This window comes from Streptomyces sp. NPDC002817, from assembly GCF_053592055.1.
In genome coordinates this window covers 80,598-107,359 of the sequence record NZ_JBSFUY010000023.1, presented here as the reverse complement: position 1 = coordinate 107,359, position 26,762 = coordinate 80,598, and the positions used below count along the sequence as shown (strand labels likewise).

Here is a 26,762-nt window from a genome sequence, read left to right as displayed (position 1 = left end):
TTCGCCCGCTCTCGTTCATACCGATCAGTAACCTGATCGGTCGTGACCAGTAGATTCAGAGCATCCGAGCGTCTCAACTCCCTGTCACCGCGCCGCCGTACGGTGGTCAAAGCCGCCGCTGCCGGCGCGGTACTGGCCGGCCCCCTCGCCGCCGCGATCCCGGCCCGCGCCGCCGAGGCCCCCGCCTTCCTGCACGGTCTCGCCTCCGGCGACCCGCTCCCGAACGGCGTCCTGCTGTGGACCCGGGTGACGCCCAGTGCCGGGGCGATACCCGGCTCCGGGCTCGGCCCGGACACCGAGGTCGGCTGGGTCGTCGCCAAGGACAAGGCGTTCACCGACGTCGTCGCCAAGGGCACCACGACCGCGACCGCCACCACCGACCACACCGTCAAGGCCGACATCCGCGGCCTGGAACCGGCCACCGACTACTGGTTCCGCTTCTCCGCGGGCGGCACCGACTCCCCGGCGGCGCGCACCCGCACCGCGCCGGCGGCGGACGCGGCCGTGACGAACCTCCGCTTCGGCGTGGTCTCCTGCGCCAACTGGGAGGCCGGCTACTTCTCCTCGTACCGCCATCTCGCGGCCCGCGGCGACCTGGACGCCTGGCTGCACCTGGGCGACTACATCTACGAGTACGGCACCGGCGAGTACGGGACGCGCGACACCGTCGTACGCCCGCACGCGCCGGCCCACGAGATCCTCTCGCTGGCCGACTACCGCACCCGGCACGGCCGTTACAAGACCGACCCGGACCTTCAGGCGCTCCACGCGGCCGCTCCGGTCGTCGCCATCTGGGACGACCACGAGTTCGCCAACGACGCCTGGTCGGGCGGCGCCGAGAACCACACCGAGGCCACGGAGGGTGCCTGGGCCGCGCGTCAGGCCGCCGCGAAGCAGGCCTACTTCGAGTGGATGCCGGTGCGCACGGCGATCGCCGGCACCACCTACCGGCGGCTGCGCTTCGGCAAGCTCGTCGACCTGTCGCTCCTCGACCTGCGCTCGTTCCGCTCGCAGCAGGTGGCCGTCGGCAACGGCTCGGTCGACGACCCGGACCGTACGCTCACCGGGCGCGCCCAGCTCGACTGGCTGAAGGCGGGGCTGAAGTCCTCCGACACCACCTGGCGGCTGGTCGGCAACTCCGTGATGATCTCGCCGTTCGCCATCGGCTCGCTCTCCGCGGACCTCCTCAAACCGCTCGCCGAGCTGCTGGGCCTGCCGAAGGAGGGGCTCGCCCTCAACACCGACCAGTGGGACGGCTACACGGACGACCGCCGCGAGCTCCTCGCCCATCTGCGCTCCCACGCGATCCGCAACACCGTGTTCCTGACCGGCGACATCCACATGGCGTGGGCCAACGACGTGCCGGTGAACGCCGGGACGTACCCGCTGTCCGCCTCGGCCGCCACGGAGTTCGTCGTGACCTCGGTGACCTCCGACAACCTCGACGACATCCTCAAGGTCCCCGAGGGCACGGTCACCGCGCTCGCGGCCCCGATCATCCAGCTCGCCAACCGGCACGTCCACTGGGTCGACACGGACCGCCACGGATACGGCGTCCTGGACATCACCGCCGAGCGGGCGCAGATGGACTACTACGTGCTGTCCGACAGGACGAAGGCGAACGCGACCTCGTCCTGGGCCCGTTCGTACCGCACGCGCAGCGGCACGCAGAAGGTCGAGCGGACGTACACCCCCGTGTAAGTCTCCTTCTGGCCAACGGCGGGTGGTGCGGGCCGCGTTCGTCCACGCAAGCGCCACTCGCCCGGCCAGAAGGCACAGGCTGAGCATGTACACGTAACCTCCCGGGCGGCGGCCAGGAAGATCTCTGCGTCCGCTCTCCCCGACGCATCCGGCAGGAGTCAGCATGCGTGCACTTGCCCGGATATCCCCCCTTGTGCGCAGACGCTTTCTCGGCACGGCCGTTGTGGCCGGAACCCTGGTGCTCACTCCCCTGTCGGCACCGACCGGAGTCGCGGCGGCCCAGGCTCCGGCCGCCGACTGCGCCGACACGGACACCCACACCGCGGCCCGCGAGGCCCGCCCGGCGCACGGCGGGACCGTCGCCGAGCCCAACGAGATCAGCGCCGCGAAGGCCCAGTCGATGGACGCCGATCTGCGCACCAAGCTCGACGAGCTGCCGTCCTCCGGCAGTCGCAGCCTCGCCGCGGCCGCCTCGACGACCATCCCGGTGTACTTCCACGTCATCCACGACGGGACGACCGGCCGGCTCGGCTCCTCCGACATCAGCGCCCAGCTGAACGTCCTGAACGCGGCCTACGCCGGCCAGGGCACCGGGAACGTCGACTCCGGCTACCGGTTCACGCTGGCCGCCACCGACTACACCGACAACGCGGCCTGGTACAACGTCGGTTACGGCTCCACGGCGGAGAAGGCGATGAAGACCGCCCTGCGCAAGGGCGGCGCGAACGCGCTCAACGTCTACACCGCCAACCTCGGCGACGACCTCCTCGGCTGGGCCACCTTCCCCAGCTCCCACAAGTCCAGCCCCTCGATGGACGGCGTCGTCCTCCTCGACGAGTCCCTGCCCGGCGGCTCGGCCACCAACTACGACGAGGGCGACACCGCGACCCACGAGGTCGGCCACTGGATGGGGCTGTACCACACCTCCCAGGGCGGCTGTAACGGCAAGGGCGACTACGTCGACGACACCCCGGCCGAGAAGAGCGCCGCCTACGAGTGCTCGGTCGGCCGCGACACCTGCACCGACAAGACGGGTGTCGACCCGATCCACAACTTCATGGACTACACGTACGACGACTGCATGTACCGGTTCACCTCGGGTCAGGTGACGCGGATGCAGCAGAACGGGGCCGCCTACCGCGCCGCGGGCTGACCCTAGAGGGATTCCAGGAAGCCGAGCGCCACCCGCCAGGTGGCCTCGGCGGCCTCCTCGTCGTAGTCCGGCAGGTCGGGGTCGGTGTAGAGGTGGCCGGCCCCGGCATATCTGTACACCTCGACGTCGGCGCCGGCCCGGCCCATCTGCAGATACCAGGAGCTCAGCCAGTCGTCGGTCTCGAACTGGTCCGGCTCGGCCACATGCAGCTGGACCGGCAGGTCGTCCACGGACGCGTTGGCCGCGATGTCCGAGGTGCCGTGCAGAAGCAGCAGCCCGCGCGCCTTGTCGTCACCGAGGGCGAGGGTCTGCGCGACGGAGGCGCCGAACGAGAACCCGGCGTACACCAGGCCCCGCTCCGAGTAGGCCGCGGCGGCCAGCACGGCCCGCTTGAGCAGTTCGTCCTTGCCGGTCCGCTCCTTGAACTCCATGCCCTCCTCGACCGTCTCGAACGTATGCCCCTCGAAGAGGTCCGGCGTCCACACCTCGTGCCCGGCGGAGCGCAGCCGGTCGGCGGCCTGGCGTACGGCGGGCCTCAGGCCGTAGGTCGAGTGAAAGAGCATGATGTTCATGAGGCCATGGTGCCAGCCGGGTACGACAGTGCCGTTCCGCGGCCGTACCCACATCGCCGCCGAAGTCACATGTTCATGTCCGCCCCGGGCCGGTTAGGTTCGGGGACATGGAGAACGTACTCCGCCCGCTGATCGTGATCGGTGGCTCGGTTCTGCTCACGCTGGTCATCGGCTGGGCCACGGACCTGCTGCTGCGCAAGGCCGACGAGCGGCACAACGAGACCCCGCTGTGGGGTCTGCTGCGCCGTGGCCGCATCCCCTACCAACTCGTGATCTGCGCGGCCCTGCTCAGAGGTTCCTACGACGAGGCACGGCTGCTGCGGGAGCACCGGGTCGGCATCGGGCAGGCCCTGACGCTGGTGCTGATCGGGGCGACGGCCTGGCTGGTGATCCGGATCGCGGCCGCGGTCGTCGAGACGACGTACACGCGCTACGCGCGCGCCAGCCGCGACCCGGCCCGGGTCCGCCGCGTGCGCACCCAGGTGACGCTGATCACGCGGGTGGTCGCCGCCGTCGTCGGTGTGGTCGCGGTCGCCGCGATGCTGCTGACGTTCCCGCCGATGCGCGCGGCCGGCGCCTCGCTGCTGGCCTCGGCCGGCATCCTCGGCATCGTCGCCGGTGTCGCGGCGCAGTCCACGCTGAGCAACATGTTCGCGGGGCTGCAGATCGCGTTCGGCGACATGGTGCGCATAGGGGACACGGTCGTCGTGGACGGCGAATGGGGCACGGTCGAGGAGATCACGCTGACCTTCCTGACCGTGCGGACGTGGGACGAGCGCCGGATCACGATGCCCGTCTCCTACTTCACGTCGAAGCCGTTCGAGAACTGGTCGCGCGGCGGTGCCCAGATGACCGGCATCGTCTACTGGCATCTGGACCACTCGGCGCCGATGGAGGCGATGCGCGAGAAACTCCGCGACATCCTCCGCGGCTGCCCCGCCTGGGACGGCCGCGCCTGCGACCTGACCGTCACGGACTCCACCCCGAACACCATGCAGGTGCGAGCCCTGGTGACCGCCAAGGACGCGGACGACATCTGGACGGTCCGGGTCACGGTCCGCGAGCGCATGATCCAGTGGCTGTCCGAACAGCACCCGCACGCCCTGCCCCGCGTCAACACCGCGGACGCGTCCCTGCCACCGGGCACCAACGGCAACCGCCCGTCCCCCTCCCCGGACGGCACCCCCCGCCGTGCCCACGAGCCCCCGAGGACCGGCCGCTGACGGCCACTCACCGACCCCGCTCGGCACCCCCGTTGACCTGCACGATCTGCGAGGTGACATGCCCGGCGCCCGGCGAGGCCAGCCATTGCAGGGTGCCGGCGATGTCCCCGGGCGTCCCGGCGCGACCGTTCGCGGTGTCGGCGACGAGCCGTGCGCGCCGGGCGGGGTCGATGGCCGCCCCGAAGAACTCGGTGTCCTCGATGTAGCCGGGCGCGACGACGTTCACGGTGATCCCGCGCGGTCCGAGCTCCCGGGCCAGGTCATGGGCGTACGGATGCAGTCCGGCCTTGGCCGCCGCGTACGCCCCGCTGCCGGACCCCCGGTAGGCGGCGATGGAGCTGACGAACAGCACCCGCCCGCCGGACTCGGCGAGCCGGTCCTTCAGTGCCTCGGTGAGCAGCGCCGCGGTCAGCAGATTGAGCCGGAAGTTGACGGTCCAGGCGTGCGCGACGGCGTCCAGCGGATCGTCCCCGGAAGCGGGCGGTTCGAGCTGCCCGGTCCCGCCCGCGCTGTGGACCAGCACATCCACGGTCCCCAGCTCCCGGGCGACGAACCCGGCGACCTCACGCACCTGCGCCGTATCGCTGAGATCGGCCGCGTACGTCAGCGCCCCCGGCACCCCGGCCTTCTCCAGCACCTCGGCCCGCCGCCCGAGCAGCAGCACCCGATCCCCGTCCGCCGCGAAGGCCTGCGCCGCCGCGAGCCCGATCCCCGTACCGCCACCACTGATCACGATGTTGCGAGACATGCCCCCACCCTAGGAAGGGCCGCCCGCATCGTCGCCGCCCTTCACACGATTGCCATACGACGGACAGATCACCGCAGGCTGCGCACGTCGAGGTGTCTCAGCACCCGGTCCACGACCTCGGGATCGGCTCCCGGCTCACTGCGTGCCGCCAGCACCTCGTGCCGCGCGGCGCTCATCATCTCGCCCTGGATCCGCCGGATCCTCCTCAGCCGCTTCACCCGCTGCTCGTGCGCCTCCCGCCGCTCCTCGTCCGCCATGTCCGGGCTGATCCGCACCCCGATCTCGAACGCCCGCCGCAGCAGCTGCTCGGTCAGCTCCTCCGACAGCTCCTCGACCTCCTCGATCTCCTTCAGCCTGCGTTTGGCCGCCTTGGCCGCCCGGATCGCCAGCGTCTTCTCGAACTCCTTCTCCCGCTCGGTGTCGGCCTTCACGCCGAGCTTCTTCACGAGCCAGGGCAGGGTCAGTCCCTGGAGCACGAGGGTCGCCATGATGACGCCGAACGCGATGAAGACGATCTCGTCCCGGTCGGGAAAGGCGGACCCGTCGTCGGTCTTCAGCGGGATCGCCAGGGCCAGCGCCACGGACGCCACCCCGCGCATCCCGGACCACCACATGACGACGGTCTCCCGCCAGGTCATCGGGATCTCCTCGTCGTAGTCCTGCTTGGCGTGCAGCCGCTTGGCGACCCAGGTCGCGGGCAGCAGCCACAGCAGCCGTACGAGGACGACGACCCCCACGATCGCGGCCGCCCAGCCGAGCATCTCGCCCCACCGCCCGGACGCGGTCCGGATGGCGTTGTGCAGTTCGAGCCCGATCAGCCCGAAGGCCACGCCGGTGACCAGCGTGTCGACGATGTCCCAGAACGCGTGCCCGGCGAGCCGTGTGAGCACGTCGTCGGCGTCGGTGGCGTACTCGGCGAGGAAGAGGGCGGTGGTGAGCACGGCGAGCACCCCGGAGCCGTGCAGCTCCTCGGCCAGCACATAGGAGGCGTACGGCACGAGGAGGGTGAGGCCGATCTGCAGGGTCGCGTCGTCGAGCAGATCCATGAGCTTGTTGGCGCCCCAGCCGAGGGCGACGCCGACGACGACGGCGACCACGGCGGACAGCACCAGGTCCAGGCCGGCCCGCCAGGGCGAGAACGTGCCGCTGACGGCCGCGGCGATCGCCACGTGGTACAGCACGATCGCCGTCACGTCGTTGAAGAGCCCCTCGCCCTCCAGGATCGACACCAGTCGGCGCGGCAGCCCGAGCTGCCCGGCGACGGCGGTCGCCGCGACCGGGTCGGGCGGTGCGACCAGCGCCCCGAGGGCCACGGCGGCGGCGATCGGCAGCCCCGGCACGATCGCGCCCGCGACGACGGCCACACACAGGGTGGTGACGAACACCAGCGCCACGGCGAGCAGGAAGATCGGCCTGATGTTGGCCGCGAACTGCCGCCAGGAAGTCCGCCGTACGGCGGCGTAGAGCAGCGGCGGCAGCAGGAGCGGCAGGATCAGCTCCGGCGAGATCTCGACGTTGGGCACGAAGTCGAGCAGCGCGAGGACGATCCCGAGCAGGGTCATCAGCACCGGTGCCGGCAACCCGACCCGGTCCCCGACCGGGACGCTCACCACGGCCCCGAGCAACAGCACGAACAGCAGGGCCAACTGATCCACGGTCAGGACTCCGATGAGCTCTGGGGCGTTCGGACGACAGACCTCAAGCCTGCCACGCCACGGTTCTCACCAGCGTTTCGGCACCCTGTGTCACAGAGCGCACTCCGCGCTACAGAGCGCGCCGCATCCCCTGGTGCGCTATCCCCGCCTCCAGGTACTCCGGCCCGTACGCCTCGTACCCCAGCCGCTCGTAGAACCCCAGCGCATGTGTCTGCGCGTGCAGATCCACCGCCGCCAGCCCCAGCGCGCGTGCCGCGTCCTCGATGCCCCGCACGAGCGCGACACCGACCCCCAGGCCGCGCGCATCCTGGGTGACGGCGAGCCGCCCGAGCGATCCCAGCGTCAGGTCACCGCCGACCTTGTCCGCGGCGGGAGAGCCGTACAGCAGCCGTCCGGTGCCCAGCGGCACCCCGTCGTCCCGCACGGCCAGCACGTGCACGGCGACGGCGTCGTACGCGTCGTACTCCAGGTCCTCCGGCACTCCCTGCTCGGCGACGAAGACCTCCTTGCGCACCGCGAAGCACAGCTCGCGGTCGGCGGGGTCCTCGGCGACCCGGACCGCGTACGACGGCAGGCTCATCCGTACGTCTCCTCGCGGACCTGGTCCAGGGCCTTCTGCAGGTCGGCCGGGTAGTCGCTCTCGAACTCGACCCACTGTCCGTCCCCGGGGTGCTCGAAGCCGAGGCGGACGGCGTGCAGCCACTGGCGGCTCAGGTGCAGCCGCTTGGCGAGGGTCGGGTCGGCGCCGTAGGTCAGGTCGCCGACGCAGGGGTGGCGGTGGGCGGCCATGTGGACGCGGATCTGGTGGGTGCGGCCGGTCTCCAGCTTCACGTCGAGCAGGGAGGCCGCGCGGAACGCCTCGATGAGGTCGTAGTGGGTGATCGACGGCTTGCCCTCGGCCGTGACCGCCCACTTGTAGTCGTGCTGGGGGTGGCGGCCGATGGGCGCGTCGATGGTGCCGCTCGTCGGGTCCGGGTGGCCCTGCACGAGCGTGTGGTAGCGCTTGTCGACCGTGCGCTCCTTGAACTGGCGCTTGAGCGAGGTGTACGCCCGCTCCGACTTGGCGACCGTCATGAGGCCTGAGGTGCCCACGTCCAGCCGGTGCACGATGCCCTGGCGCTCGGCGGCGCCGGAGGTCGAGATGCGGTAGCCGGCGGCGGCGAGACCGCCGATGACGGTCGGCCCGCTCCAGCCCGGCGAGGGGTGCGCGGCGACGCCGACGGGCTTGACGATCACGACCACGTCATCGTCGTCGTGCACGATCTCCATGCCCTCGACGGGCTCGGCGACGATCTGCACGGGCGCCGGCGCCTGTGGCATCTCCACCTCGAGCCAGGCGCCGCCGTGGACCCGCTCGGACTTCCCGACCACCGACCCGTCGACCGCGACCTTCCCCGCGGCGGCGAGTTCGGCGGCCTTGGTACGGGAGAAGCCGAACATGCGGGAGATGGCGGCGTCGACACGCTCGCCCTCCAGGCCGTCGGGCACGGGCAGGGTACGGATCTCGGGAATCGGGCTCACCCGACGAGTATGCAGGACAGCGCCGACGGCCCCGACGCGAGCCTGTGGAAAACCCTCGGCCGGGACCCCTCGGCCCCTCAGTCCTTGTGGACGGTCCCGTCCGGGTCGAGGCCCTTGAAGGACAGCAGCACGATCAGGATGCCGCCGCACACGATCGCCGAGTCGGCCAGGTTGAACACCGCGAAGTGCTTGGGCGCGATGAAGTCCACGACCGCGCCCTCGAAGACGCCGGGCGAGCGGAAGATCCGGTCGGTGAGGTTGCCGAGCGCACCGCCCAGCAGCATGCCCAGCGCGATCGCCCAGGGCAGGCTGTAGAGCTTGCGGGCGAGCCGGGCGATCACCACGATCACGGCGGCCGCGATCACCGTGAAGATCACGGTGAAGGCCTCGCCGAAGCCGAAGGCCGCGCCCGCGTTGCGGATCGCCTCGAACTTCAGCCAGTCCCCGATGATCTCGATCGGCGCATGGTGCTCCAGCTTGGCGACCACGATCATCTTGCTGACCAGGTCGAGGACGTACGCGAACGTGGCGACCGCGAACAGCACGGCGATCCGCCGCTTTCCCCTGGGCCGCGCCTCGGCGCTGCCCTGCCCCTCCGCACCGGACGACTGCTCCGGCTCGGTCTCCGCTCCCTCCGGGGAGTCCGGCGTACCGATGATGCGCTCCGCCTCTGCCACGTGAGTCCCTCGACCTAGGTACCTGACTGAGGACGAGGGTACGGCACGCCCCACCGCACCCTCAGTACCGGCGTTCCTGCTTCTGCTTGCACTCCACACAGAGCGTGGCCCGCGGGAAGGCCTGCATACGCGCCTTGCCGATGGCGTCGCCGCAGTTCTCGCACAGGCCGTAGGTGCCCGCGTCGAGCCGCTCCAGGGCGCGCTCGGTCTGGATCAGCATCTCGCGCGCGTTGGCCGCGAGGGCCATCTCGTGCTCGCGTGTGATGTTCTTCGTGCCGGTATCGGCGTCGTCGTCGCCCGCGCCGTCCCCGGAGTCCCGCATCAGGCCCACCAGGGACTGCTCGGACGTCGTGATCTCGGCGCCCAGCCGCAGCGCCTCGGACTGCAGCTCGGCACGCGCCTCCGCGACCTCCTCCGGCGTCCAGGGGTCCTCGCCGGGGCGGACCGCGAGCTCGCCCGGCTCCACCGCCGCGGCGAGGCGTGCCTTGGGAACGGCGGTCTTCGCCGCCGTGGCCGTGCCAGGAGTCTTCTTCGCAACCACCGTCGTGGCTCCCGTCTGCTTCGCGGCCTGCGCCGCGCCCGCCTTCTCGGCCGTGCTCTTGCCGGCCGCACTCTTCGTGGAGGTGCTCTTCGTCGAGGTGCTCGTCGCGGCAGCGGTCCTCTTGGCTGCCGTCTTTTTGGCAGCCGCCTTCTTGGCAGCCGCCTTCTTGGCAGTCGTCTTCTTGGCAGCCGCCTTCTTGGCAGTCGTCTTCTTGGCAGCCGCCTTCTTGGCAGTCGTCTTCTTGGCAGCCGCCTTCTTGGCAGTCGTCTTCGTGGCCGCCGTCTTCGTGGCCGCCGTCTTCTTCGCGGCGGCCTTCTTGGCCGCCGGTCTCTCGGACCCCTCCTCCTCGACGGCCTTCCGCGCGGGAGCCGCCTCGGACGCCGTGGCCTTCTTGGCCGGGGTCTTCTTCGCGGCGCCGCCCACCGTCTTCACGGCCTTGGCGGCACCCCCCTCGGCACCCCCCTGTGCGCTCTTCTTCCCACCCACGTCCTTGGCCGCACCACCGGAGGCCTTGGCAGCCCCCGAACTGCCCGACGCCGACTGCTGTACGGCGGTCTTCTTCGCCACCATGGCCGCGGCCCCTTCACATATTGTGATCTTGCACGCGAATCGTGCTGGGACGATAAATCGACTCGAGTCCCACGGCAACGGGGCACACCGCCCGATTCGCCCGGCTCGCGCACGGGGCGCGCCGAACCTGCATGCGTTGTGCCCAGCTCCCCGCCGGGTAATCCGCCGTGCCGTGCGTCCCAGAATCCGAACGTGCGTACCGCTCCATTCGGGTCACTCCCCGCCGTGCGACGCCCGCGTCCCCCGGGCCCGGAAAACCGGTCGGCCGCTGTCCGTGCGGCGCCGTACACTGGGCGGAGCGAAAAGCATGGATGGGGACGAGTAGCGGCGTACGCAGCCCAGAGCGACCCGGGGACGGTGGAAGCCCGGGGGCGAGCGCGACGTGAAGATCACCCCGGAGCCGCCGGAAGAAGCCCCCACGTGGGGTGGTAGACCCGGCATCGCGACCCCAATGAGGGGGCTCATCGGTGTGGAAGGCGCACCGGGGAGCCAAGGAGGGTGGTACCGCGGGAGCGCGCCGAAACCGGCGTACACAAGACAGCTCTCGTCCCTCCGGACGGAAGGCAGCAAGTCCGCCGGAGGAAGCTCGCTGATGACATCGCCTACGTACCGCCAGGTGCCCGCCCAGGTCGACCTGCCCGCCCTCGAGCACGCCGTGCTCGATTTCTGGCGCGAGCAGAAGATCTTCGCCAAGAGCCTGGAGCAGTCCGAGGGCCGCCCCGAGTGGGTGTTCTACGAGGGCCCGCCCACCGCCAACGGCATGCCCGGCGCCCACCACATCGAGGCGCGCGTCTTCAAGGACGTCTTCCCCCGCTTCCGCACCATGCGCGGCTACCACGTGGCCCGCAAGGCCGGCTGGGACTGCCACGGCCTCCCGGTGGAGCTCGCGGTGGAGAAGGAGCTCGGCTTCTCCGGCAAGCAGGACATCGAGGCGTACGGCATCGCGGAGTTCAACGCCAGGTGCCGCGACTCCGTGCTGCGCCACACCGACGCCTTCTCCGAGCTGACGACCCGCATGGGCTACTGGGTCGACCTCGACGACGCCTACGTCACGATGGACCCCGAGTACATCGAGTCGGTCTGGTGGTCGCTCAAGGAGATCTTCAACAAGGGCCTGCTGGTCCAGGACCACCGTGTCGCCCCCTGGTGCCCCCGCTGCGGCACCGGCCTCTCCGACCACGAGCTGGCGCAGGGCTACGAGACGGTCGTCGACCCGTCCGTGTACGTCCGTTTCCCGCTCACCTCCGGTCCGCTCGCCGGTGAGGCCGCGCTCCTGGTGTGGACGACCACGCCCTGGACGCTGGTCTCCAACACCGCGGTCGCCGCCCATCCCGACGTCACCTACGTCGTGGTGACCGACGGCCAGGAGAAGCTCGTCGTCGCCGAGCCGCTCGTCGCCAAGTCGCTCGGCGAGGGCTGGGAGACCACCGGCCAGTCCTTCACCGGCACCGAGATGGAACGCTGGACCTATCAACGTCCGTTCGAGCTCGTGGAGTTCCCGGAAGCGGCACATTTCGTCGTCAACGCCGAATACGTCACGACCGAGGACGGTACGGGCCTGGTCCACCAGTCCCCCGCCTTCGGTGAGGACGACCTCAAGGTCTGCCGCGCGTACGGCCTGCCCGTGGTGAATCCCGTCCGCCCCGACGGCACCTTCGAGGAGGACGTCCCCCTCGTCGGCGGCGTCTTCTTCAAGAAGGCGGACGAACAGCTCACCGCGGACCTCCAGCAGCGCGGCCTCCTCTTCAAGCACATCCCGTACGAGCACAGCTACCCGCACTGCTGGCGCTGCCACACCGCGCTCCTCTACTACGCGCAGCCGTCCTGGTACATCCGCACCACCGAGGTCAAGAACCGTCTCCTCCAGGAGAACGAGAAGACCAACTGGTTCCCGGACACGGTCAAGCACGGCCGGTACGGCGACTGGCTGAACAACAACATCGACTGGGCGCTGTCCCGCAACCGCTACTGGGGCACCCCGCTGCCGATCTGGCGCTGCGAGGACGACCACCTGACCGTGGTCGGCTCCCGCGCGGAGCTCACCGAGCTGACGGGCACGGACCAGGCGGGCCTGGACCCGCACCGCCCGTTCATCGACGACGTCACCTTCGACTGCCCGCAGTGCGCGAAGACCGCCACGCGCGTGCCGGAGGTCATCGACGCCTGGTACGACTCGGGTTCGATGCCCTTCGCGCAGTGGGGCTACCCGTACAAGAACAAGGAGCTGTTCGAGAGCCGGTACCCGGCGCAGTTCATCTCCGAGGCCATCGACCAGACGCGCGGCTGGTTCTACACCCTCATGGCCATCGGCACCCTGGTCTTCGACAAGTCCTCGTACGAGAACGTCGTGTGCCTCGGCCACATCCTCGCCGAGGACGGCCGCAAGATGTCCAAGCACCTGGGCAACATCCTGCAGCCGATCCCGCTGATGGACCAGCACGGCGCGGACGCGGTGCGCTGGTTCATGGCGGCCGGCGGTTCCCCGTGGGCGGCCCGCCGCGTGGGCCACGGCACGATCCAGGAGGTCGTCCGCAAGACGCTCCTGACGTACTGGAACACGGTCGCCTTCCAGGCCCTGTACGCGCGTACGTCGAACTGGGCGCCGTCCGCGGCCGACCCGGCCCCGGCCGACCGCCCGGTCCTGGACCGCTGGCTGCTGTCCGAACTCCACGCGCTCACCGACCAGGTGACGCAGGCTCTGGAGGCGTACGACACCCAGCGCGCCGGCAAGCTCCTGTCCGCGTTCGTCGACGACCTGTCCAACTGGTACGTCCGCCGCTCCCGTCGCCGCTTCTGGCAGGGCGACAAGGCCGCGCTGCGCACGCTGCACGAGGTCGTCGAGACGGTGACGAAGCTGATGGCCCCGCTGACCCCGTTCATCACCGAGCGGGTCTGGCAGGACCTGGTGGTTCCGGTCTCCCCGGGCGCCCCGGAGTCGGTGCACCTGGCGTCCTGGCCGGAGGCGGACCTCGACGCCATCGACCCGGAGCTGTCGAAGCAGATGGTCCTGGTGCGCCGGCTCGTGGAGCTGGGCCGGGCCACGCGCGCGGAGTCGGGCGTGAAGACCCGTCAGCCGCTGTCCCGTGCGCTCATCGCCGCGACCGGCTTCGACGCCCTCGACCGTGAACTGCACGCGCAGATCACAGAGGAGCTGAACGTCGAGTCCCTGGCGTCGCTGAGCGAGGTCGGCGGCAGCCTGGTGGACACCACCGCCAAGGCCAACTTCCGCGCCCTGGGCAAGCGTTTCGGCAAGCGCGTCCAGGACGTGGCGAAGGCCGTCGCGAACACCGACGCGGCCGCCCTGTCCCTCGCCCTGCGCGAGGGCACGGCGTCGGTCGAGGTCGACGGCGAGACGATCACCCTGGCCCCGGACGAGGTGATCATCACGGAGACACCGCGCGAGGGATGGTCGGTGGCGTCCGACTCGGGTGCGACGGTCGCTCTCGACCTGGAGATCACCGAGAAGCTGCGGCAGGCAGGCCTCGCCCGTGACGCGATCCGTCTGATCCAGGAGGCCCGCAAGAACAGCGGCCTCGACGTGGCCGACCGCATCGCGCTGCGCTGGACGTCCACGGACCCGGCGGTGATCGCGGCCCTGACCGAGCACGCGGGCCTGATCGCCGACGAGGTCCTGGCGACCGCCTTCAACCAGGGTGAGGCGGACGCCACATACGGCGATGCCTTCACCGACGAGGGTCTGTCGCTGACGTTCCGCCTGCGCAAGGCGTAACCGCAGGACAGCCGAGGGCCCGGTCCCCCCACTCGGGGGGCCGGGCCCTTCCGGTTCCCTCGCCTGCACAGACACAAGCGCAGGCGCAAGCACAGGCACGGCGATCAACACGCGTAAAAGGGGCGAGCCCCGGACCGGAGTCCAGGGCTCGCCCCTTTGAACGCTGCCGACGCCTAAGGCGTACTACAACTCGTCAGTTGTCGTCCTCGTCGATGAGGAACCCGCGCATCGGCGACGGGGCCTGGCCCATCGGGCCGGGGCCCTGCGGCCGGACCGGAGCCATCGGCTGGGTCATCGCGGGCGACATCTGCTGCTGGCCACCGTAGGACGGCGCCGCCGGAGCCGGGGCTCCGCCCATGCCGCCCGGGTTGCCGCCGTACGACGGGGCGCTCGCGCCGGCCGGGGCCATGGAAGGCGCCGGGGACGGCGGAAGCGACGCGGTCGCGGGCGTGCGCGGCGGGGCCAGCGAGTCGTCGGCCTGGGTCTCCAGCTGACGCAGCTGCGACTCCAGGTAGGACTTCAGCCGCGTGCGGTACTCGCGCTCGAAGCCACGCAGGTCCTCGACCTTGCGCTCCAGCGTGGCGCGGGCGGACTCCAGGGAGCCCATCGCGACGCGGTGCTTCTCCTGCGCGTCCCGCTCCAGGGCGTCCGCCTTGGCACGGGCGTCACGCTCAAGACCCTCGGCACGCGAACGCGCCTCGCCGACGATCTTGTTGGCCTCGGAACGCGCCTCGGCGATCGCCTGGTCGGCGGTCTGCTGGGCCAGCGAGAGGACACGCGCGGCGCTGTCGCCACCGGGACCCTGACCGGGGCCGCCCATGGGGCCACCGCCCATGGGGCCACCCATCGGACCGCCCATGGGGCCGCCCATCTGCTGCTGCATGGGGGGCTGGCCACCCATCGGACCCTGGCCCATCGGACCCTGACCCATCGGACCGGGACCCTGACCCATCGGGCCGGGACCCTGCGGGCCACCCTGACCGCTGGGACCGGCAGGCAGCTGCGGCGCACCGCTCGGCAGCTGGGGCGGGCCACCCATGGGGCCGCCCATCTGCTGCTGCGGCGGGCCCGATATGCCGGCCGGCACGGGGCCGCCGGGCCCACGCATGCCCTGCTGCGGCATTCCACCCTGCTGGGGCATACCCTGCTGCGGCATACCCTGCTGCTGCATTCCGCCCTGCTGCTGGTCCTGGGGGCCGCCGGGGCCCTCCGGAGGCTTGCGCATGTTCTGCTGGTTCTGGGCAGCAGCACGCGTCGCCGCGGCCAGTTTGGCGCGCAGGTCCTCGTTCTCGCGCAGCAGGCGCGTCAGTTCGGCTTCGACCTCATCGAGGAAGGCATCGACCTCGTCCTCGTCATAGCCTTCTCGGAGGCGGACGGTCGTGAACTGCTTGTTCCGCACGTCCTCGGGGGTCAACGGCATCTCTTCACCTCAACGTAGTCATCGGCAGTCGGCAAGACCGTATCGTCCACTGTCACCTCGCGAGATTCCCCACGATGGAGATCAAGATGTAGACGATGATCATCAGTACGAAGAAGGACAGGTCGAGCGCCACGCCCCCGAGACGCAGCGGCGGGATGAACCGCCGCAGAAGCTTCAGCGGTGGATCGGTGACAGTGTAGGTGGCCTCCAGAACGACCACCATCGCCTTGCCAGGTTGCCACGAGCGGGCGAACTGGAAGACGTAGTCCATGACCAACCGGAAGATGAGCACGATGAGGAACACCATCAGCGCGATGTAGATCACCTGCGCGAACACGCCCATGGCCTGTCTTTCCCTCTCCCCTGTTCCTACTTCTTACCGGTCGGCTGTCTCAGCTCTGATTGAAGAACCCGCCCTCTGCGATACGGGCCTTGTCCTCCGCCGTGACATCGACGTTAGCAGGCGACAACAGGAACACCTTCTGCGTCACCCGCTCGATGCTGCCGTGAAGACCAAACACCAAACCAGCCGCAAAGTCGACAAGTCGCTTGGCGTCTGTGTCATCCATCTCAGTCAGATTCATGATCACCGGGGTGCCCTCACGGAAGTGTTCCCCGATGGTACGGGCCTCGTTGTAGGTCCGCGGGTGAAGCGTGGTGATCCGGTAAGGCTCTCGTTCCGACACGACCTTGGGCATGATCACCGGTGCGTTCTTCTCCAGGCTTTGACGTTCTTGTGTGATGGACGCCACGGGCGCGATCCGCGCGGGACGTCCGGATTCAGCGGCCAGCGAAGCGGAACGGGCGATCGGCTCACGCGACACCGACGGCTGTACGATTCGCACCTCTTCGTCCCTTTGGGACTGATGTGCGCTGTGCGCCTGGTGCACCGGCTCATGCCGCCGGTGGTCACGCTCGGGCTCCGGGTCCAGTTCGGGTTCGAAGTCGTCATCGGGGTCGAAACCGCGGCCGTCGTAACCATCGTCCTCCACGAGGCCGAGGTAGACCGCCATCTTGCGCATCGCGCCGGCCATGCTCTGAGTCCTCCGCTCTGTGGTGGATCGGCTGACGAACTGCCAAGTGCCCGCGATCCACGTGGTCGTTACACCCGCCTTTCGGCGGTAATGACCATATTTTCTGCTGTGGTCCGACTTCCTGGCGACGTTACCCGAGCCTCGCGCGGACTCCGAGTACCGCCGTACCGACGCGCACATGTGTCGCTCCGGCCGCCACGGCCTGCTCGAGATCCGCACTCATCCCTGCCGACACCATGTTCGCAGCCGGATGGGCTCGGCGCAGGTCGGTCGACAAATCCATCAACCGCTCGAACGCAGCGAGTTCGCGTCCCGCGTAAACACCGGTGAGCGGCGCGACGGTCATCAGACCCGCCAGCCGCAGACCCGGCGCCTCCGCCACGAGTTCGCCCAACTCTTCGATTCCATCGGGTCCGACGCCCCCGCGCTCCCCGCGTCCGCCTTCGCTCGCGTCGAGCGCGACCTGGATCAGACAGCCGAGTTCCCGCCCCTGCCGCTCCGCTTCCCTGGAGAGCGCCGTGACGAGTCGACCACGGTCGACGGATTGCACCATATCGGCATAACCAGCCACAGAACGCACCTTGTTGGTCTGCAGCTGGCCCACGAAATGCCAAGTCAGCGGCAAATCCGAACACTCGGCGGCCTTGGGTGCCGCGTCCTGGTCCTTGTTCTCGGCGACGTCGCGCACCCCGAGTTCCGACAGCATGCGCACATCGCTCGCGGGGTAGGTCTTGGTGACCACGATCAGGGTCACCTCCTCGCGCTTGCGGCCCGCGGCCGCGCACGCGGCGGCGATCCGGTCCTCCACCTGCGCCAGGTTTGCGGCGAGTTCGCCCTTACGGTCCGTCATGCTCTCTCAGTCCAGCCAGACATATCCCGCGAGTCGCCCCGTGGTGCGATCGCGGCGGTACGAGTAGTGGTCGCCCGACTCGAGCGTGCACACCGGCGACTGCTCCCGGTCGCGCACCCCGAGCCGTTCGAGCTGCGCGTGCACTCCGGCGGTCACGTCCACCGCGGGAGTGCCCCAGCTCGTCTCGGCGTACGCCGCCGGTTCGACGGCGGCCACGTCGGCGCGCATCGCGTCCGGCACCTCGTAGCACCGGCCGCAGACGGCGGGTCCGGTGCGGGCGACGATCCGGGCGGGCTCGGCGCCGAGTTCGGTCATGGCCCGTACGGCGGCGGGAACGACCCCGGCGATCATGCCGGGCCGCCCCGCGTGGGCCGCGCCGACGACTCCGGCGACGGGGTCGGCGAGCAGAACGGGCGTGCAGTCGGCGGTGAGGACGGCGAGGGCGAGGCCGCGCTCGGCGGTGACGGCGGCGTCGACCTCCGGCACCGGACGGTCACCCCATGCCTCGGAGACCACGGCCACCTCCGCCCCGTGCACCTGGTTCATCCAGACCACCCGGCCGGGGTCGATCCCCAGCGACTTGGCGGCCAGTTCGCGATTCGTGCGTACGGCGCCGGCGTCGTCGCCGACCGCCCCGCCGAGGTTGAGCTCCTCGTACGGAACGGCGCTCACCCCGCCCCACCTGTCGGTGAAGGCGAAGTGCGCGCCGCTCACGGTGTCGCGCTGTCCTATCACTTCAGGAAGTCCGGCACGTCCAGCTCCTCGGCCGCACTGTCCGAGTAGGTCCGCGACGGCGGGACCGGCGGGGCGACCGGGAGGTCGGCCACCGGCTCGGGCTCCGGCTCCTCCTTCGGCGTGACGCTGCCGAGCGAGCCGAAGGACGGGCGGGACTCGGTCTGCCGTGCCGGAGTGGGCTCCTCGCGGCGGGCCGAGGTCGAGGTCGAACCGAGGACGGTGTCCCGACGGGCCGGCGGCTGGCCGCCGTCGAAGCCGGCCGCGATCACCGTGACACGTACCTCGTCGCCGAGGGCGTCGTCGATGACCGCGCCGAAGATGATGTTGGCCTCGGGGTGGGCCGCCTCGGAGACCAGCTGGGCGGCCTCGTTGATCTCGAACAGACCGAGGTCGGAACCACCGGAGATGGACAGGAGGACGCCGCGGGCGCCGTCGATGGAGGCCTCGAGGAGCGGCGAGGAGATCGCCATCTCGGCGGCGGCCACCGCGCGGTCGTCGCCGCGGGCCGAGCCGATGCCCATGAGCGCCGAACCGGCCTCGGACATGACCGACTTGACGTCGGCGAAGTCGAGGTTGATCAGACCGGGCGTGGTGATGAGGTCGGTGATGCCCTGGACACCGGAGAGCAGGACCTGGTCGGCCGACTTGAAGGCGTCGAGGACCGAGACCTGGCGGTCCGAGATGGACAGCAGCCGGTCGTTGGGGATGACGATGAGGGTGTCGACCTCTTCGCGGAGTTCCGCGATGCCGTCCTCGGCCTGGTTGGCGCGACGGCGGCCCTCGAAGGTGAAGGGGCGGGTGACCACGCCGATGGTGAGGGCGCCGAGATTGCGGGCGATGTTGGCCACGACGGGCGCGCCGCCGGTACCGGTGCCGCCGCCTTCGCCGGCCGTCACGAAGACCATGTCGGCCCCCTTGAGGACCTCCTCGATCTCCTCGCGGTGGTCCTCGGCCGCCTTGCGGCCGACGGCCGGGTTGGCTCCGGCGCCGAGTCCGCGGGTGAGTTCGCGGCCGACGTCGAGCTTGACGTCGGCATCGCTCATCAACAGCGCCTGAGCGTCGGTGTTGATGGCGATGAACTCGACGCCCTTGAGACCGACCTCGATCATCCGGTTGATGGCATTGACACCACCGCCGCCGACACCGATGACTTTGATGACTGCGAGGTAGTTCTGCGGTGCTGCCACGTCGAAGGCCTCTCGCCTCGAGTTACGTGTCGTCGTCTCGCGGGTGATGCGATACGCGACGGATGCCGAATGGGACGGTCCATAGCGCCGACCCGAACCCTAACGTTGAAGTTTAGGGTTACCAGTGTGTCTGTTCCCTGGAGTCTTCTGAACAGGACACTAAGTCGACAAGTGGCGCACGTTCAACGAACACGCCGAACCTCCCGTTTTTCTTTTCACCCTATGTGATCAGCCGTAGCGGTAGCCAACCAGGGTGCTGGCCTGCGCGAATGTACGTCAACTCCCTGATGACGCAGGGGCGGTGGGGACCGAGACGTCGAAGTACCGCGCATCGGGCGCCGCTTTCAGAAGAGCGGTGAGCGTACGGGCCTTGGCGGCACCCTTCTCGCCACTCCCCCACGCAACCGTCCTGCCGTCGCCCAACTCCAGTGAGATGTCGTCGTACGAACGCACCTTGACGGTCCGGACACTCCTCGCGACGGCGGCCGGAATGTCACCGGCGACCCGGACGGCTTCGCGCACGAGCCGGTCCTCGCCGAAGCGGCGCAGACTTGCGGCCGCGGAGCCCGACTCGGAGACCGTCAATTCCAGTGCGGGAACGTCTTTCGGGGCTTGGGAAACCGTGGCAAAACGGACGCCTTCGTCGTCCACTTCGACAAACTTTCCGCCCTTTTCGACAATCAGAACCGGAGTGCGCTCGACCACTTTCAGGTCGATTCCATGAGGCCAGGAGCGGGCCACGTCAACCGAGTCAATTCGGGGCAATTTCCGGAGCAACCGTGCCTCAATCGCATCGGTGTCGACGGAAACCAGCGGCGATCCGACCGGTACGTCGGCCGCCTCGCGTACCTGTCCGGGCGTAAGAACATCGGTACCGGAGACTGCCACCCGCTCCACGCGCAGCCACTGCGAGCCGTACAGGGCCCAGACGCCGCCCGCGCCCAGCAGGACCAGCACGACGGCGAGAACGATGATCGTACGAGGCCGAGGCACCCTCAACCGTCGGACAGGGGGCGGGCCGGACGACTCCTGCTGGCGTTCACCGCGCTCGGCGGTCGTCGTTCCGGCCACGCTGCCTGCCCTTCGTCACATGTGCCTAGCGGTGTGCACGGTTGGCGGCGATCGCCTCGTACACCATGCCGACGAGCAGGTCGTCGGCGTCCCGGCGGCCGAACTCGGCGGCGGCGCGGGACATCTGGTAGAGCCGGTGCGGGTCGGCGAGCACGGGCAGCACGTTCTGCTGGACCCACTCGGGGGTGAGCTCCGCGTCGTCGACCAGCAGACCGCCGCCGGCCTTGACCACCGGCTGGGCGTTGAGCCGCTGTTCGCCGTTGCCGATGGGCAGCGGGACGTAGGCGGCCGGCAGTCCGACGGCGGAGAGTTCGGCGACGGTCATCGCGCCCGCACGGCAGAGCATCATGTCGGCCGCGGCGTACGCGAGGTCCATCCGGTCCACGTACGGTACCGGGATGTACGGGGGCATCCCCGGCATCTGGTGCACCTGCGGCAGTTCGTTCTTCGGGCCGACCGCGTGCAGGACCTGGATGCCGGCCTGCTGGAGCCAGGGGGCGACCTGCTGGACGACCTCGTTGAGCCGGCGGGCGCCCTGGGAGCCGCCGGAGACCAGGAGGGTCGGCAGGTTGGGGTCGAGGCCGAACATCGCGCGGGCCTCGGGGCGGACCGCGGCCCGGTCGAGGGTGGCGATCGTGCGACGCAGCGGGATGCCGATGTAGCGGGCGCCCCGGAGCTTGCTGTCCGGCGTGGAGACGGCGACCTGGGCGGCGTACCGCGAGCCGATCTTGTTGGCGAGGCCGGGGCGGGCGTTGGCCTCGTGGATGATGATCGGCACCCCGAGCCGCTTGGCGGCGAGATAGCCGGGCAGGGCCACGTAACCGCCGAAGCCGACGACGGCGTCCGCCTTGGTGCGCTCCAGGATCTGCTCGGCGGCCTTGATCGTGCCGCGCAGCCGGCCCGGGACGGTGATCAGCTCAGGGGTGGGTTTGCGTGGCAGCGGCACCGCCGGGATCAGCGCGAGCTCATAGCCGCGCTGCGGGACGAGCGTGGTCTCCAGGCCGCGCTCCGTGCCGAGGGCCGTGATCCCCACGGTCGGGTCCTGCCTGCGCAGGGCGTCCGCGAGGGCGAGCGCGGGCTCGATGTGGCCGGCGGTCCCCCCACCGGCGAGTACGACATGCACCGAAATTCACCGCTCTCCGGACGAACGCGCCGAGGCACGCCGTCGCATCGTGTTCCATCTCCGAGGCCCCGTGGGCCCCCCGCCACCCCGCTTTCTACCAAAGCGGGGCTGCCGCAGCGAAAGCGCTGCCCGTGCAGCGGGCTCGTCACGTGCGAAGGCGATCAGCAGCCCGATGGCGAACATGGTCGGCAGCAGGGCGGATCCTCCGTAGGAGAACAGCGGGAGCGGGACACCGGCGATCGGCAGCAGGCCGAGCACCGCACCGATGTTGATCACCGCTTGTGCGGTGATCCAAGTGGTCACGCCTCCCGCGGCATACCTGACGAAGGGGTCCTCCGTGCGGCCGGCCACGCGGATACCCGCATAGCCTAGAGCCGCGAAGAGGGCCAGCACCGACAGCGTCCCCGCCAGGCCCAGCTCCTCACCGGTGACGGCGAAGATGAAGTCCGTGTGCGCTTCCGGGAGTTGGCCCCATTTTTCCACACTGGCGCCGAGCCCGGAGCCAAAGATTCCGCCGGATGCGAGCGCGTAGATTCCGTGCACGGCCTGCCAGCAGGCGTCGCCCGGGCCCGGGTCGGTGGCGCCGATGCACTGGAGCCGGGCCATCCGGTTGGGGCTGGTCTTGATGAGGATCACGCCGATCGCGGCGGCGACCGACAGTACCCCGACGAACAGCCGGGTCGGCGCCCCCGCGAGCCACAGAAGGCCGAAAAGGATCGCTGTGAGGATGATCGCGGTACCCATGTCGCCGCCGAGCATGATCAGCCCGAGCAGCATGAAGGCGACCGGGACGAGCGGCACCAGCATGTGCTTCCACTGGGTCAGCAGCTTCTTGTCCTGTTTGCGGGCCAGCAGGTCGGCGCCCCACAGCACCAGGGCGAGCTTGCCGAACTCACTGGGCTGGACCTGGAAGGAACCGCCGAGCGCGATCCAGTTCTGGTTGCCGTTGACCGCCATCCCTATCCCCGGCACCTGCACCAGCGCCATGAGGAACACGGCGCCCGCGAGGATCGGGTAGGCCAGCGCCCGGTGCAGCTTCACCGGCATCCGCGAGGCGACGAGCAGCAGTACGGCGCCGATCGCGGCGGCCAGGAGCTGTTTGCGGAAGAAGTACGAGCCCGGCAGCGACATCTGCAGCGCCTTGATCTGGGAGGCCGAGTAGACCATCACCAGACCGAGCACGGTGATCAGCAGACTGCCGCCGAGGATCAGGTAGTACGCCGTCAGCGGCCGGTCCCAGGCGTTGCGCGCGCGTGTGTAGAGCCGTTGGACGGGATTCTGGCGCGCTGTCCGGGAAGCGGCGGGGCGTCTGACGGCCCGCTGCACGGGCGGTCGGCCGGTACGGCTGCTGGGCATCAGAGCCTCCGCTACGTCGGTCAGGAGCCGAGTTCGCGAACCGCCTCCGCGAACGCGTCACCGCGCTTGTTGTAGTTGGTGAACATGTCCATGGAGGCACAGGCCGGGGCCAGCAGCACCGTGTCGCCGGGCTGTGCCAGCCGCTTCGCCTCCGTCACCGCCTGGAGCATCGCCCCAGTGTCGGTCCGGTCGAGGTCGACCACGGGTACTTCCGGCGCGTGTCGCGCGAGGGCTTCGCGGATCAGAGCCCGGTCGGCGCCGATCAGAACGACAGCACGAAGTCGCTTTGCCGACTTGGCGACCAGTTCGTCGAAGGAAGCGCCCTTGGCGAGCCCGCCCGCGATCCAGACGATGGACTCGTACGCCGCCAACGAGGCTTCCGCCGCGTGGGTGTTGGTGGCCTTGGAGTCGTCGACATAGGCGACGCCGTCCACGTCGGCCACGTGCGCGATGCGGTGCGCGTCCGGAGTGAAGGCCCGCAGACCGTCCCGTACGGCCTTGGGGGGCACCCCGAAGGCGCGTGCGAGCGCCGCCGCGGCAAGGGCGTTGGCGATGTTGTGCGGGGCCGGCGGGTTGACGTCGGAGATCTCGGCGAGCTCCTGGGCGTTCTTCTGCCGGTTCTCGACGAAGGCGCGGTCGACCAGGATGCCGTCCACGACGCCGAGTTGGGAGGGGCCAGGGGCGCCGAGGGTGAAGCCGATGGCCCGGCAGCCCTCCTCGACGTCCGCCTCGCGCACCAGGTCCTCGGTGGCCCTGTCGGCCACGTTGTAGACACAGGCGACGCGATTGCCCTCGTAGATACGGCCCTTGTCGGCGGCGTACGCCTGCATGGAGCCGTGCCAGTCGAGGTGGTCCGGCGCCAGGTTCAGGACGGCGGCGGAGTGGGCGCGCAGGGAGGGGGCCCAGTGGAGCTGGTAGCTCGACAGCTCCACGGCGAGTACGTCGTACTGCTCCTCGCCGAGCACCGCGTCCAGCAGGGAGACGCCGATGTTGCCGACGGCGGCGGTGCGCAGGCCGGCCGCCTTCAGGATGGACGCCAGCATCTGGGTGGTCGTGGTCTTGCCGTTGGTGCCCGTGATCGCGAGCCAGGGGGCCGCGTCGGGGCCGCGCAGCCGCCAGGCGAGCTCCACGTCGCCCCAGACCTCGACGCCGGCCTCGCGGGCCGCCGTGAACAGCGGCTTGTCGGGCTTCCAGCCGGGTGCGGTGACGATGAGCTCGGTGCCCTCGGGCAGGGTCGCACCGTCGCCGAGACGCACCGGGATGCCCAGTGCCTCCAGTTCGGCGGCCTGCTCACGCGCGCGTGCGTCGTCGCCGTCGTTGACGACCGTGACGATCGCTCCACGCGCGTGCAGCACCTTGGCCGCCGGGACGCCGGAGACGCCGAGTCCGGCGACGGTGACGTGCTTCCCCTGCCAGTCGGTCACTTTTCCGCTGCCCATCCCGCGTAGAAGAGCCCCAGGCCGACGATCACACAGATGCCCTGGATGATCCAGAAACGGACCACGACAAGGACTTCCGACCAGCCCTTGAGTTCGAAGTGGTGCTGGAGCGGCGCCATTCGGAAGACACGCTTGCCGGTGAGCTTGAAGGAGCCGACCTGGATGACGACCGACATCGTGATGAGGACGAACAGACCGCCCATGATGGCCACGAGGAGCTCGGTGCGGGAGCAGATCGCCAGGCCCGTGAGGACACCGCCGAGGGCGAGCGAACCGGTGTCGCCCATGAAGATCTTCGCCGGCGAGGTGTTCCACCACAGGAAGCCGAGGCAGGCGCCCATCAGCGCCGAGGCGATGACCGCGAGGTCCAGGGGATCTCGCACCTCGTAGCAGGCCCCCGGGTTGGTCAGGGTGGTCGCGTTGGCGCAGGACTCCTGGAACTGCCAGACACCGATGAAGGTGTAGGCACCGAAGACGAGTACGGAGGCGCCGGTGGCCAGGCCGTCCAGACCGTCCGTCAGGTTCACGCCGTTCGACATCGCGAGGATCATGAACAGCGCCCAGACCACGAACAGCACCGGGCCGATCTTCCAGCCGAAGTCCGTGATGAACGACAGCTTGTCGGAGGCCGGGGTGTTGTTGCGGGCGTCCGGGAACATCAGCGCGAGCACCGCGAAGCTGATGCCGACGATCAGCTGACCGGCCATCTTGGCCTTGGCCCGCAGGCCCAGCGAGCGCCGCTTGACGATCTTGATGTAGTCGTCGAGGAAGCCGACCAGACCCATGCCGACCATCAGGCCGAGCACCAGCAGACCCGAGTAGGTCGGCGGGTAGCCGGTGATGATCTTGGACAGGAAGTAGGCGGCCACCGTCGCGAAGATGAAGGCGATACCGCCCATCGTCGGCGTACCGCGCTTGCTGGCGTGCTCACGCGGGCCGTCGTCGCGGATGTACTGGCCGTACCCCTTGCGCGCGAGCAGCTTGATCAGCAGCGGGGTGCCGACCAGGGTCAGGAACAGACCAATGACTCCTGCGAACAGGATCTGCTTCATCATCGGGCGGCAACCTCACCCTCGGCGCCGAGCAGCGCCGTGGCGACGCTCTCCAGGCCGACCGAACGGGACGCCTTCACGAGTACGACGTCTCCCGGGCGCAGCTGACTGCGCAACAGGTCGACCGCCGCCTGTGCGTCGGACACGTGCACCGACTCCTCACCCCACGAACCCTCGTTATATGCGCCCAGTTGGAGCCAGGACGCTTCCCTGCCCCCGACCGCGACGAGCTTGCTGACGTTGAGCCGGACGGCGAGCCGTCCGACCGCGTCGTGCTCGGCGAGCGCCTCGTCCCCGAGCTCGGCCATCTTGCCGAGCACCGCCCAGGTCCGCCGCCCCCGGCCCATGGCTGCCAGGGCGCGCAAGGCGGCCCGCATGGACTCTGGGTTGGCGTTGTAGGCGTCGTTGACGACGGTCACGCCGTCCGGGCGCTCGGTGACCTCCATCCGCCAGCGGGAGAGGGAGCCCGCCTCGGAGAGCGCGGTGGCGATCTCTTCCGCGGACATACCCAGCTCATGGGCGACGGCGGCCGCTGCGAGCGCGTTCGACACGTGGTGCTCACCGTACAGGCGCATGGTCACGTCGCTTGCACCGGAGGGTGTGCGAAGCCTGAAGGAGGGCTGTCCGGTGTCCGTGAGTCTCACGTTCTCGGCGCGTACGTCCGCTTCGTCGGACTCTCCGAAAAGGATCACCTTCGCCTTCGTACGGGATGCCATGGCCCGTACGAGAGGATCGTCGGCGTTGAGAACGGCCGTGCCGTCCGCCGGCAGACCCTCGACGATCTCTCCCTTGGCCTGCGCGATCTGCTCCCGGCCGCCGAACTCGCCGATGTGGGCGGTGCCGACGTTGAGGACGAGGCCGATCTTCGGGGGCGTCAGATCCGTGAGGTAGCGGATGTGGCCGACGCCGCGGGCGCCCATCTCCAGGACGAGGAACCTCGTCTCGTCGGTGGCGCTGAGGGCGGTCAGCGGCAGCCCGATCTCGTTGTTGAGCGAGCCGGGGGTCCACACCGTCGGGGCCTTGCGCTGCAGCACCTGGGCGATCAGGTCCTTGGTGCTGGTCTTGCCCGCCGAGCCGGTCAGGGCGACGAGGGTCGCGCCGAGACGTCGTACGACATGACGGGCGAGGGCACCGAGGGCCCGCTGCACGTCGTCCACGACGATCGCGGGCACACCGACGGGCCGCGACGCCAGTACGGCGACCGCGCCCGACGCGACGACCTGCTCCGCGAAGTCGTGGCCGTCGACGCGTTCGCCGACGAAGGCGACGAAGAGACTGCCGGGCTCCACCTCGCGGGAGTCCCGGACCACGGATCCGGTGACCTGGACGGACGGATCCGGTATGTCGTGGGTCTGCCCGCCGACGACTGAGGCGATCTCGGCGAGAGAGAGGGCGATCACAAGT

General features: G+C 69.8%; 23 protein-coding genes. 4 read left to right on the top strand and 19 right to left on the bottom strand.

Annotation, left to right across the window (positions count from 1 at the left end; genetic code table 11):
* The first annotated feature begins 42 nt into the window (after window positions 1-42).
* The gene (locus ACWD3I_RS33690; RefSeq protein ID WP_365396107.1) at window positions 43-1,701 is read left to right on the top strand and encodes an alkaline phosphatase D family protein; all 1,659 of its coding nucleotides are present in this window, start codon (window positions 43-45) and stop codon (window positions 1,699-1,701) included.
* Between the two features lie 163 nt (window positions 1,702-1,864).
* On the top strand, window positions 1,865-2,854 hold the full coding sequence (locus ACWD3I_RS33685; protein ID WP_365396110.1) for a zinc metalloprotease: 990 nt from the start codon (window positions 1,865-1,867) through the stop codon (window positions 2,852-2,854).
* A gap of 2 nt (window positions 2,855-2,856) precedes the next feature.
* On the opposite strand, the gene ACWD3I_RS33680 is transcribed toward ACWD3I_RS33685, so the two are convergent.
* Window positions 2,857-3,426 (bottom strand): dienelactone hydrolase family protein, encoded by a 570-nt coding sequence (locus tag ACWD3I_RS33680; RefSeq protein ID WP_365396113.1) that lies wholly within the window; start codon window positions 3,424-3,426, stop codon window positions 2,857-2,859.
* 107 nt (window positions 3,427-3,533) lie between these two features.
* On the opposite strand from ACWD3I_RS33680, the gene ACWD3I_RS33675 reads away from it, so the two are divergent.
* On the top strand, window positions 3,534-4,649 hold the full coding sequence (locus ACWD3I_RS33675; RefSeq protein ID WP_365396116.1) for a mechanosensitive ion channel family protein: 1,116 nt from the start codon (window positions 3,534-3,536) through the stop codon (window positions 4,647-4,649).
* 7 nt (window positions 4,650-4,656) lie between these two features.
* Here ACWD3I_RS33675 and ACWD3I_RS33670 read toward each other — a convergent pair whose 3' ends face one another.
* The 6 genes from ACWD3I_RS33670 to ACWD3I_RS33645 all read right to left on the bottom strand — a co-directional run bounded on the left by ACWD3I_RS33670 (window position 4,657) and on the right by ACWD3I_RS33645 (window position 10,361).
* Entirely contained in the window at window positions 4,657-5,397 is a 741-nt protein-coding gene (locus tag ACWD3I_RS33670; RefSeq protein ID WP_365396119.1) for an SDR family NAD(P)-dependent oxidoreductase, read from the bottom strand.
* 68 nt (window positions 5,398-5,465) lie between these two features.
* Window positions 5,466-7,052, bottom strand: coding sequence for a Na+/H+ antiporter (locus ACWD3I_RS33665; protein WP_365396122.1), 1,587 nt, complete (start codon window positions 7,050-7,052; stop codon window positions 5,466-5,468).
* A 109-nt stretch (window positions 7,053-7,161) separates the two neighbouring features.
* Window positions 7,162-7,632, bottom strand: a complete 471-nt coding sequence (locus ACWD3I_RS33660) for a GNAT family N-acetyltransferase (RefSeq protein ID WP_365396125.1) — start codon at window positions 7,630-7,632, stop codon at window positions 7,162-7,164.
* Window positions 7,629-8,573 (bottom strand): RluA family pseudouridine synthase, encoded by a 945-nt coding sequence (locus ACWD3I_RS33655; RefSeq protein ID WP_266893643.1) that lies wholly within the window; start codon window positions 8,571-8,573, stop codon window positions 7,629-7,631. Before ACWD3I_RS33655 ends, ACWD3I_RS33660 begins: the two co-directional genes overlap by 4 nt.
* A 77-nt stretch (window positions 8,574-8,650) precedes the next feature.
* The gene (lspA, locus tag ACWD3I_RS33650) at window positions 8,651-9,250 is read right to left on the bottom strand and encodes a signal peptidase II (RefSeq protein ID WP_365396128.1); all 600 of its coding nucleotides are present in this window, start codon (window positions 9,248-9,250) and stop codon (window positions 8,651-8,653) included.
* 61 nt (window positions 9,251-9,311) lie between these two features.
* Window positions 9,312-10,361 carry a TraR/DksA family transcriptional regulator gene (locus ACWD3I_RS33645; RefSeq protein ID WP_365396131.1) on the bottom strand — a complete coding sequence of 350 codons (1,050 nt, stop codon included), beginning with the start codon at window positions 10,359-10,361 and terminating at the stop codon, window positions 9,312-9,314.
* Between the two features lie 592 nt (window positions 10,362-10,953).
* Here ACWD3I_RS33645 and ileS point away from each other — a divergent pair.
* Entirely contained in the window at window positions 10,954-14,091 is a 3,138-nt protein-coding gene (gene ileS / locus ACWD3I_RS33640) for an isoleucine--tRNA ligase (protein WP_365396134.1), read from the top strand.
* Window positions 14,092-14,284: 193 nt separating this feature from the next.
* Here ileS and ACWD3I_RS33635 read toward each other — a convergent pair whose 3' ends face one another.
* From ACWD3I_RS33635 to ACWD3I_RS33580, 12 genes are all read right to left on the bottom strand, one after another.
* Window positions 14,285-15,511, bottom strand: coding sequence for a DivIVA domain-containing protein (locus ACWD3I_RS33635; protein WP_365396137.1), 1,227 nt, complete (start codon window positions 15,509-15,511; stop codon window positions 14,285-14,287).
* 52 nt (window positions 15,512-15,563) lie between these two features.
* Window positions 15,564-15,854, bottom strand: coding sequence for a YggT family protein (locus ACWD3I_RS33630; RefSeq protein WP_037937545.1), 291 nt, complete (start codon window positions 15,852-15,854; stop codon window positions 15,564-15,566).
* Window positions 15,855-15,903: 49 nt separating this feature from the next.
* The gene (locus tag ACWD3I_RS33625; protein ID WP_046263059.1) at window positions 15,904-16,545 is read right to left on the bottom strand and encodes a cell division protein SepF; all 642 of its coding nucleotides are present in this window, start codon (window positions 16,543-16,545) and stop codon (window positions 15,904-15,906) included.
* 130 nt (window positions 16,546-16,675) lie between these two features.
* Window positions 16,676-17,395, bottom strand: a complete 720-nt coding sequence (locus tag ACWD3I_RS33620; protein WP_365396141.1) for a YggS family pyridoxal phosphate-dependent enzyme — start codon at window positions 17,393-17,395, stop codon at window positions 16,676-16,678.
* Window positions 17,396-17,401: 6 nt separating this feature from the next.
* Window positions 17,402-18,130 (bottom strand): peptidoglycan editing factor PgeF, encoded by a 729-nt coding sequence (pgeF, locus tag ACWD3I_RS33615; protein WP_365396144.1) that lies wholly within the window; start codon window positions 18,128-18,130, stop codon window positions 17,402-17,404.
* Window positions 18,127-19,317 (bottom strand): cell division protein FtsZ, encoded by a 1,191-nt coding sequence (gene ftsZ / locus ACWD3I_RS33610; protein WP_365396147.1) that lies wholly within the window; start codon window positions 19,315-19,317, stop codon window positions 18,127-18,129. Before ftsZ ends, pgeF begins: the two co-directional genes overlap by 4 nt.
* A 276-nt stretch (window positions 19,318-19,593) precedes the next feature.
* Entirely contained in the window at window positions 19,594-20,388 is a 795-nt protein-coding gene (locus tag ACWD3I_RS33605) for a cell division protein FtsQ/DivIB (protein WP_365396150.1), read from the bottom strand.
* Between the two features lie 25 nt (window positions 20,389-20,413).
* Window positions 20,414-21,511: an undecaprenyldiphospho-muramoylpentapeptide beta-N-acetylglucosaminyltransferase gene (gene murG, locus ACWD3I_RS33600; protein WP_046263054.1), complete on the bottom strand. Its 1,098-nt coding sequence runs from the start codon at window positions 21,509-21,511 to the stop codon at window positions 20,414-20,416.
* A 6-nt stretch (window positions 21,512-21,517) separates the two neighbouring features.
* Entirely contained in the window at window positions 21,518-22,867 is a 1,350-nt protein-coding gene (ftsW, locus tag ACWD3I_RS33595; RefSeq protein ID WP_365396153.1) for a putative lipid II flippase FtsW, read from the bottom strand.
* A 20-nt stretch (window positions 22,868-22,887) separates the two neighbouring features.
* Window positions 22,888-24,306 (bottom strand): UDP-N-acetylmuramoyl-L-alanine--D-glutamate ligase, encoded by a 1,419-nt coding sequence (gene murD / locus ACWD3I_RS33590; RefSeq protein WP_365396156.1) that lies wholly within the window; start codon window positions 24,304-24,306, stop codon window positions 22,888-22,890.
* The gene (gene mraY, locus ACWD3I_RS33585) at window positions 24,288-25,361 is read right to left on the bottom strand and encodes a phospho-N-acetylmuramoyl-pentapeptide-transferase (protein WP_365396159.1); all 1,074 of its coding nucleotides are present in this window, start codon (window positions 25,359-25,361) and stop codon (window positions 24,288-24,290) included. Before mraY ends, murD begins: the two co-directional genes overlap by 19 nt.
* On the bottom strand, window positions 25,358-26,758 hold the full coding sequence (locus ACWD3I_RS33580) for a UDP-N-acetylmuramoyl-tripeptide--D-alanyl-D-alanine ligase (protein ID WP_365396162.1): 1,401 nt from the start codon (window positions 26,756-26,758) through the stop codon (window positions 25,358-25,360). Before ACWD3I_RS33580 ends, mraY begins: the two co-directional genes overlap by 4 nt.
* Window positions 26,759-26,762: the final 4 nt, after the last annotated feature.

Coding starts and splice junctions, on each gene's coding strand:
- ACWD3I_RS33670 (WP_365396119.1), bottom strand. CDS start 5,397: ATGTCTCGCAACATCGTGATCAGTGGTGGCGGTACGGGGATCGGGCTC.
- ACWD3I_RS33625 (WP_046263059.1), bottom strand. CDS start 16,545: ATGGCCGGCGCGATGCGCAAGATGGCGGTCTACCTCGGCCTCGTGGAG.
- mraY (WP_365396159.1), bottom strand. CDS start 25,361: ATGATGAAGCAGATCCTGTTCGCAGGAGTCATTGGTCTGTTCCTGACC.
- ileS (WP_365396134.1), top strand. CDS start 10,954: ATGACATCGCCTACGTACCGCCAGGTGCCCGCCCAGGTCGACCTGCCC.
- ACWD3I_RS33630 (WP_037937545.1), bottom strand. CDS start 15,854: ATGGGCGTGTTCGCGCAGGTGATCTACATCGCGCTGATGGTGTTCCTC.
- ACWD3I_RS33675 (WP_365396116.1), top strand. CDS start 3,534: ATGGAGAACGTACTCCGCCCGCTGATCGTGATCGGTGGCTCGGTTCTG.
- ACWD3I_RS33620 (WP_365396141.1), bottom strand. CDS start 17,395: ATGACGGACCGTAAGGGCGAACTCGCCGCAAACCTGGCGCAGGTGGAG.
- ACWD3I_RS33660 (WP_365396125.1), bottom strand. CDS start 7,632: ATGAGCCTGCCGTCGTACGCGGTCCGGGTCGCCGAGGACCCCGCCGAC.
- ftsW (WP_365396153.1), bottom strand. CDS start 22,867: ATGCCCAGCAGCCGTACCGGCCGACCGCCCGTGCAGCGGGCCGTCAGA.
- ACWD3I_RS33680 (WP_365396113.1), bottom strand. CDS start 3,426: ATGAACATCATGCTCTTTCACTCGACCTACGGCCTGAGGCCCGCCGTA.
- ACWD3I_RS33645 (WP_365396131.1), bottom strand. CDS start 10,361: ATGGTGGCGAAGAAGACCGCCGTACAGCAGTCGGCGTCGGGCAGTTCG.
- murD (WP_365396156.1), bottom strand. CDS start 24,306: ATGGGCAGCGGAAAAGTGACCGACTGGCAGGGGAAGCACGTCACCGTC.
- ACWD3I_RS33685 (WP_365396110.1), top strand. CDS start 1,865: ATGCGTGCACTTGCCCGGATATCCCCCCTTGTGCGCAGACGCTTTCTC.
- ACWD3I_RS33635 (WP_365396137.1), bottom strand. CDS start 15,511: ATGCCGTTGACCCCCGAGGACGTGCGGAACAAGCAGTTCACGACCGTC.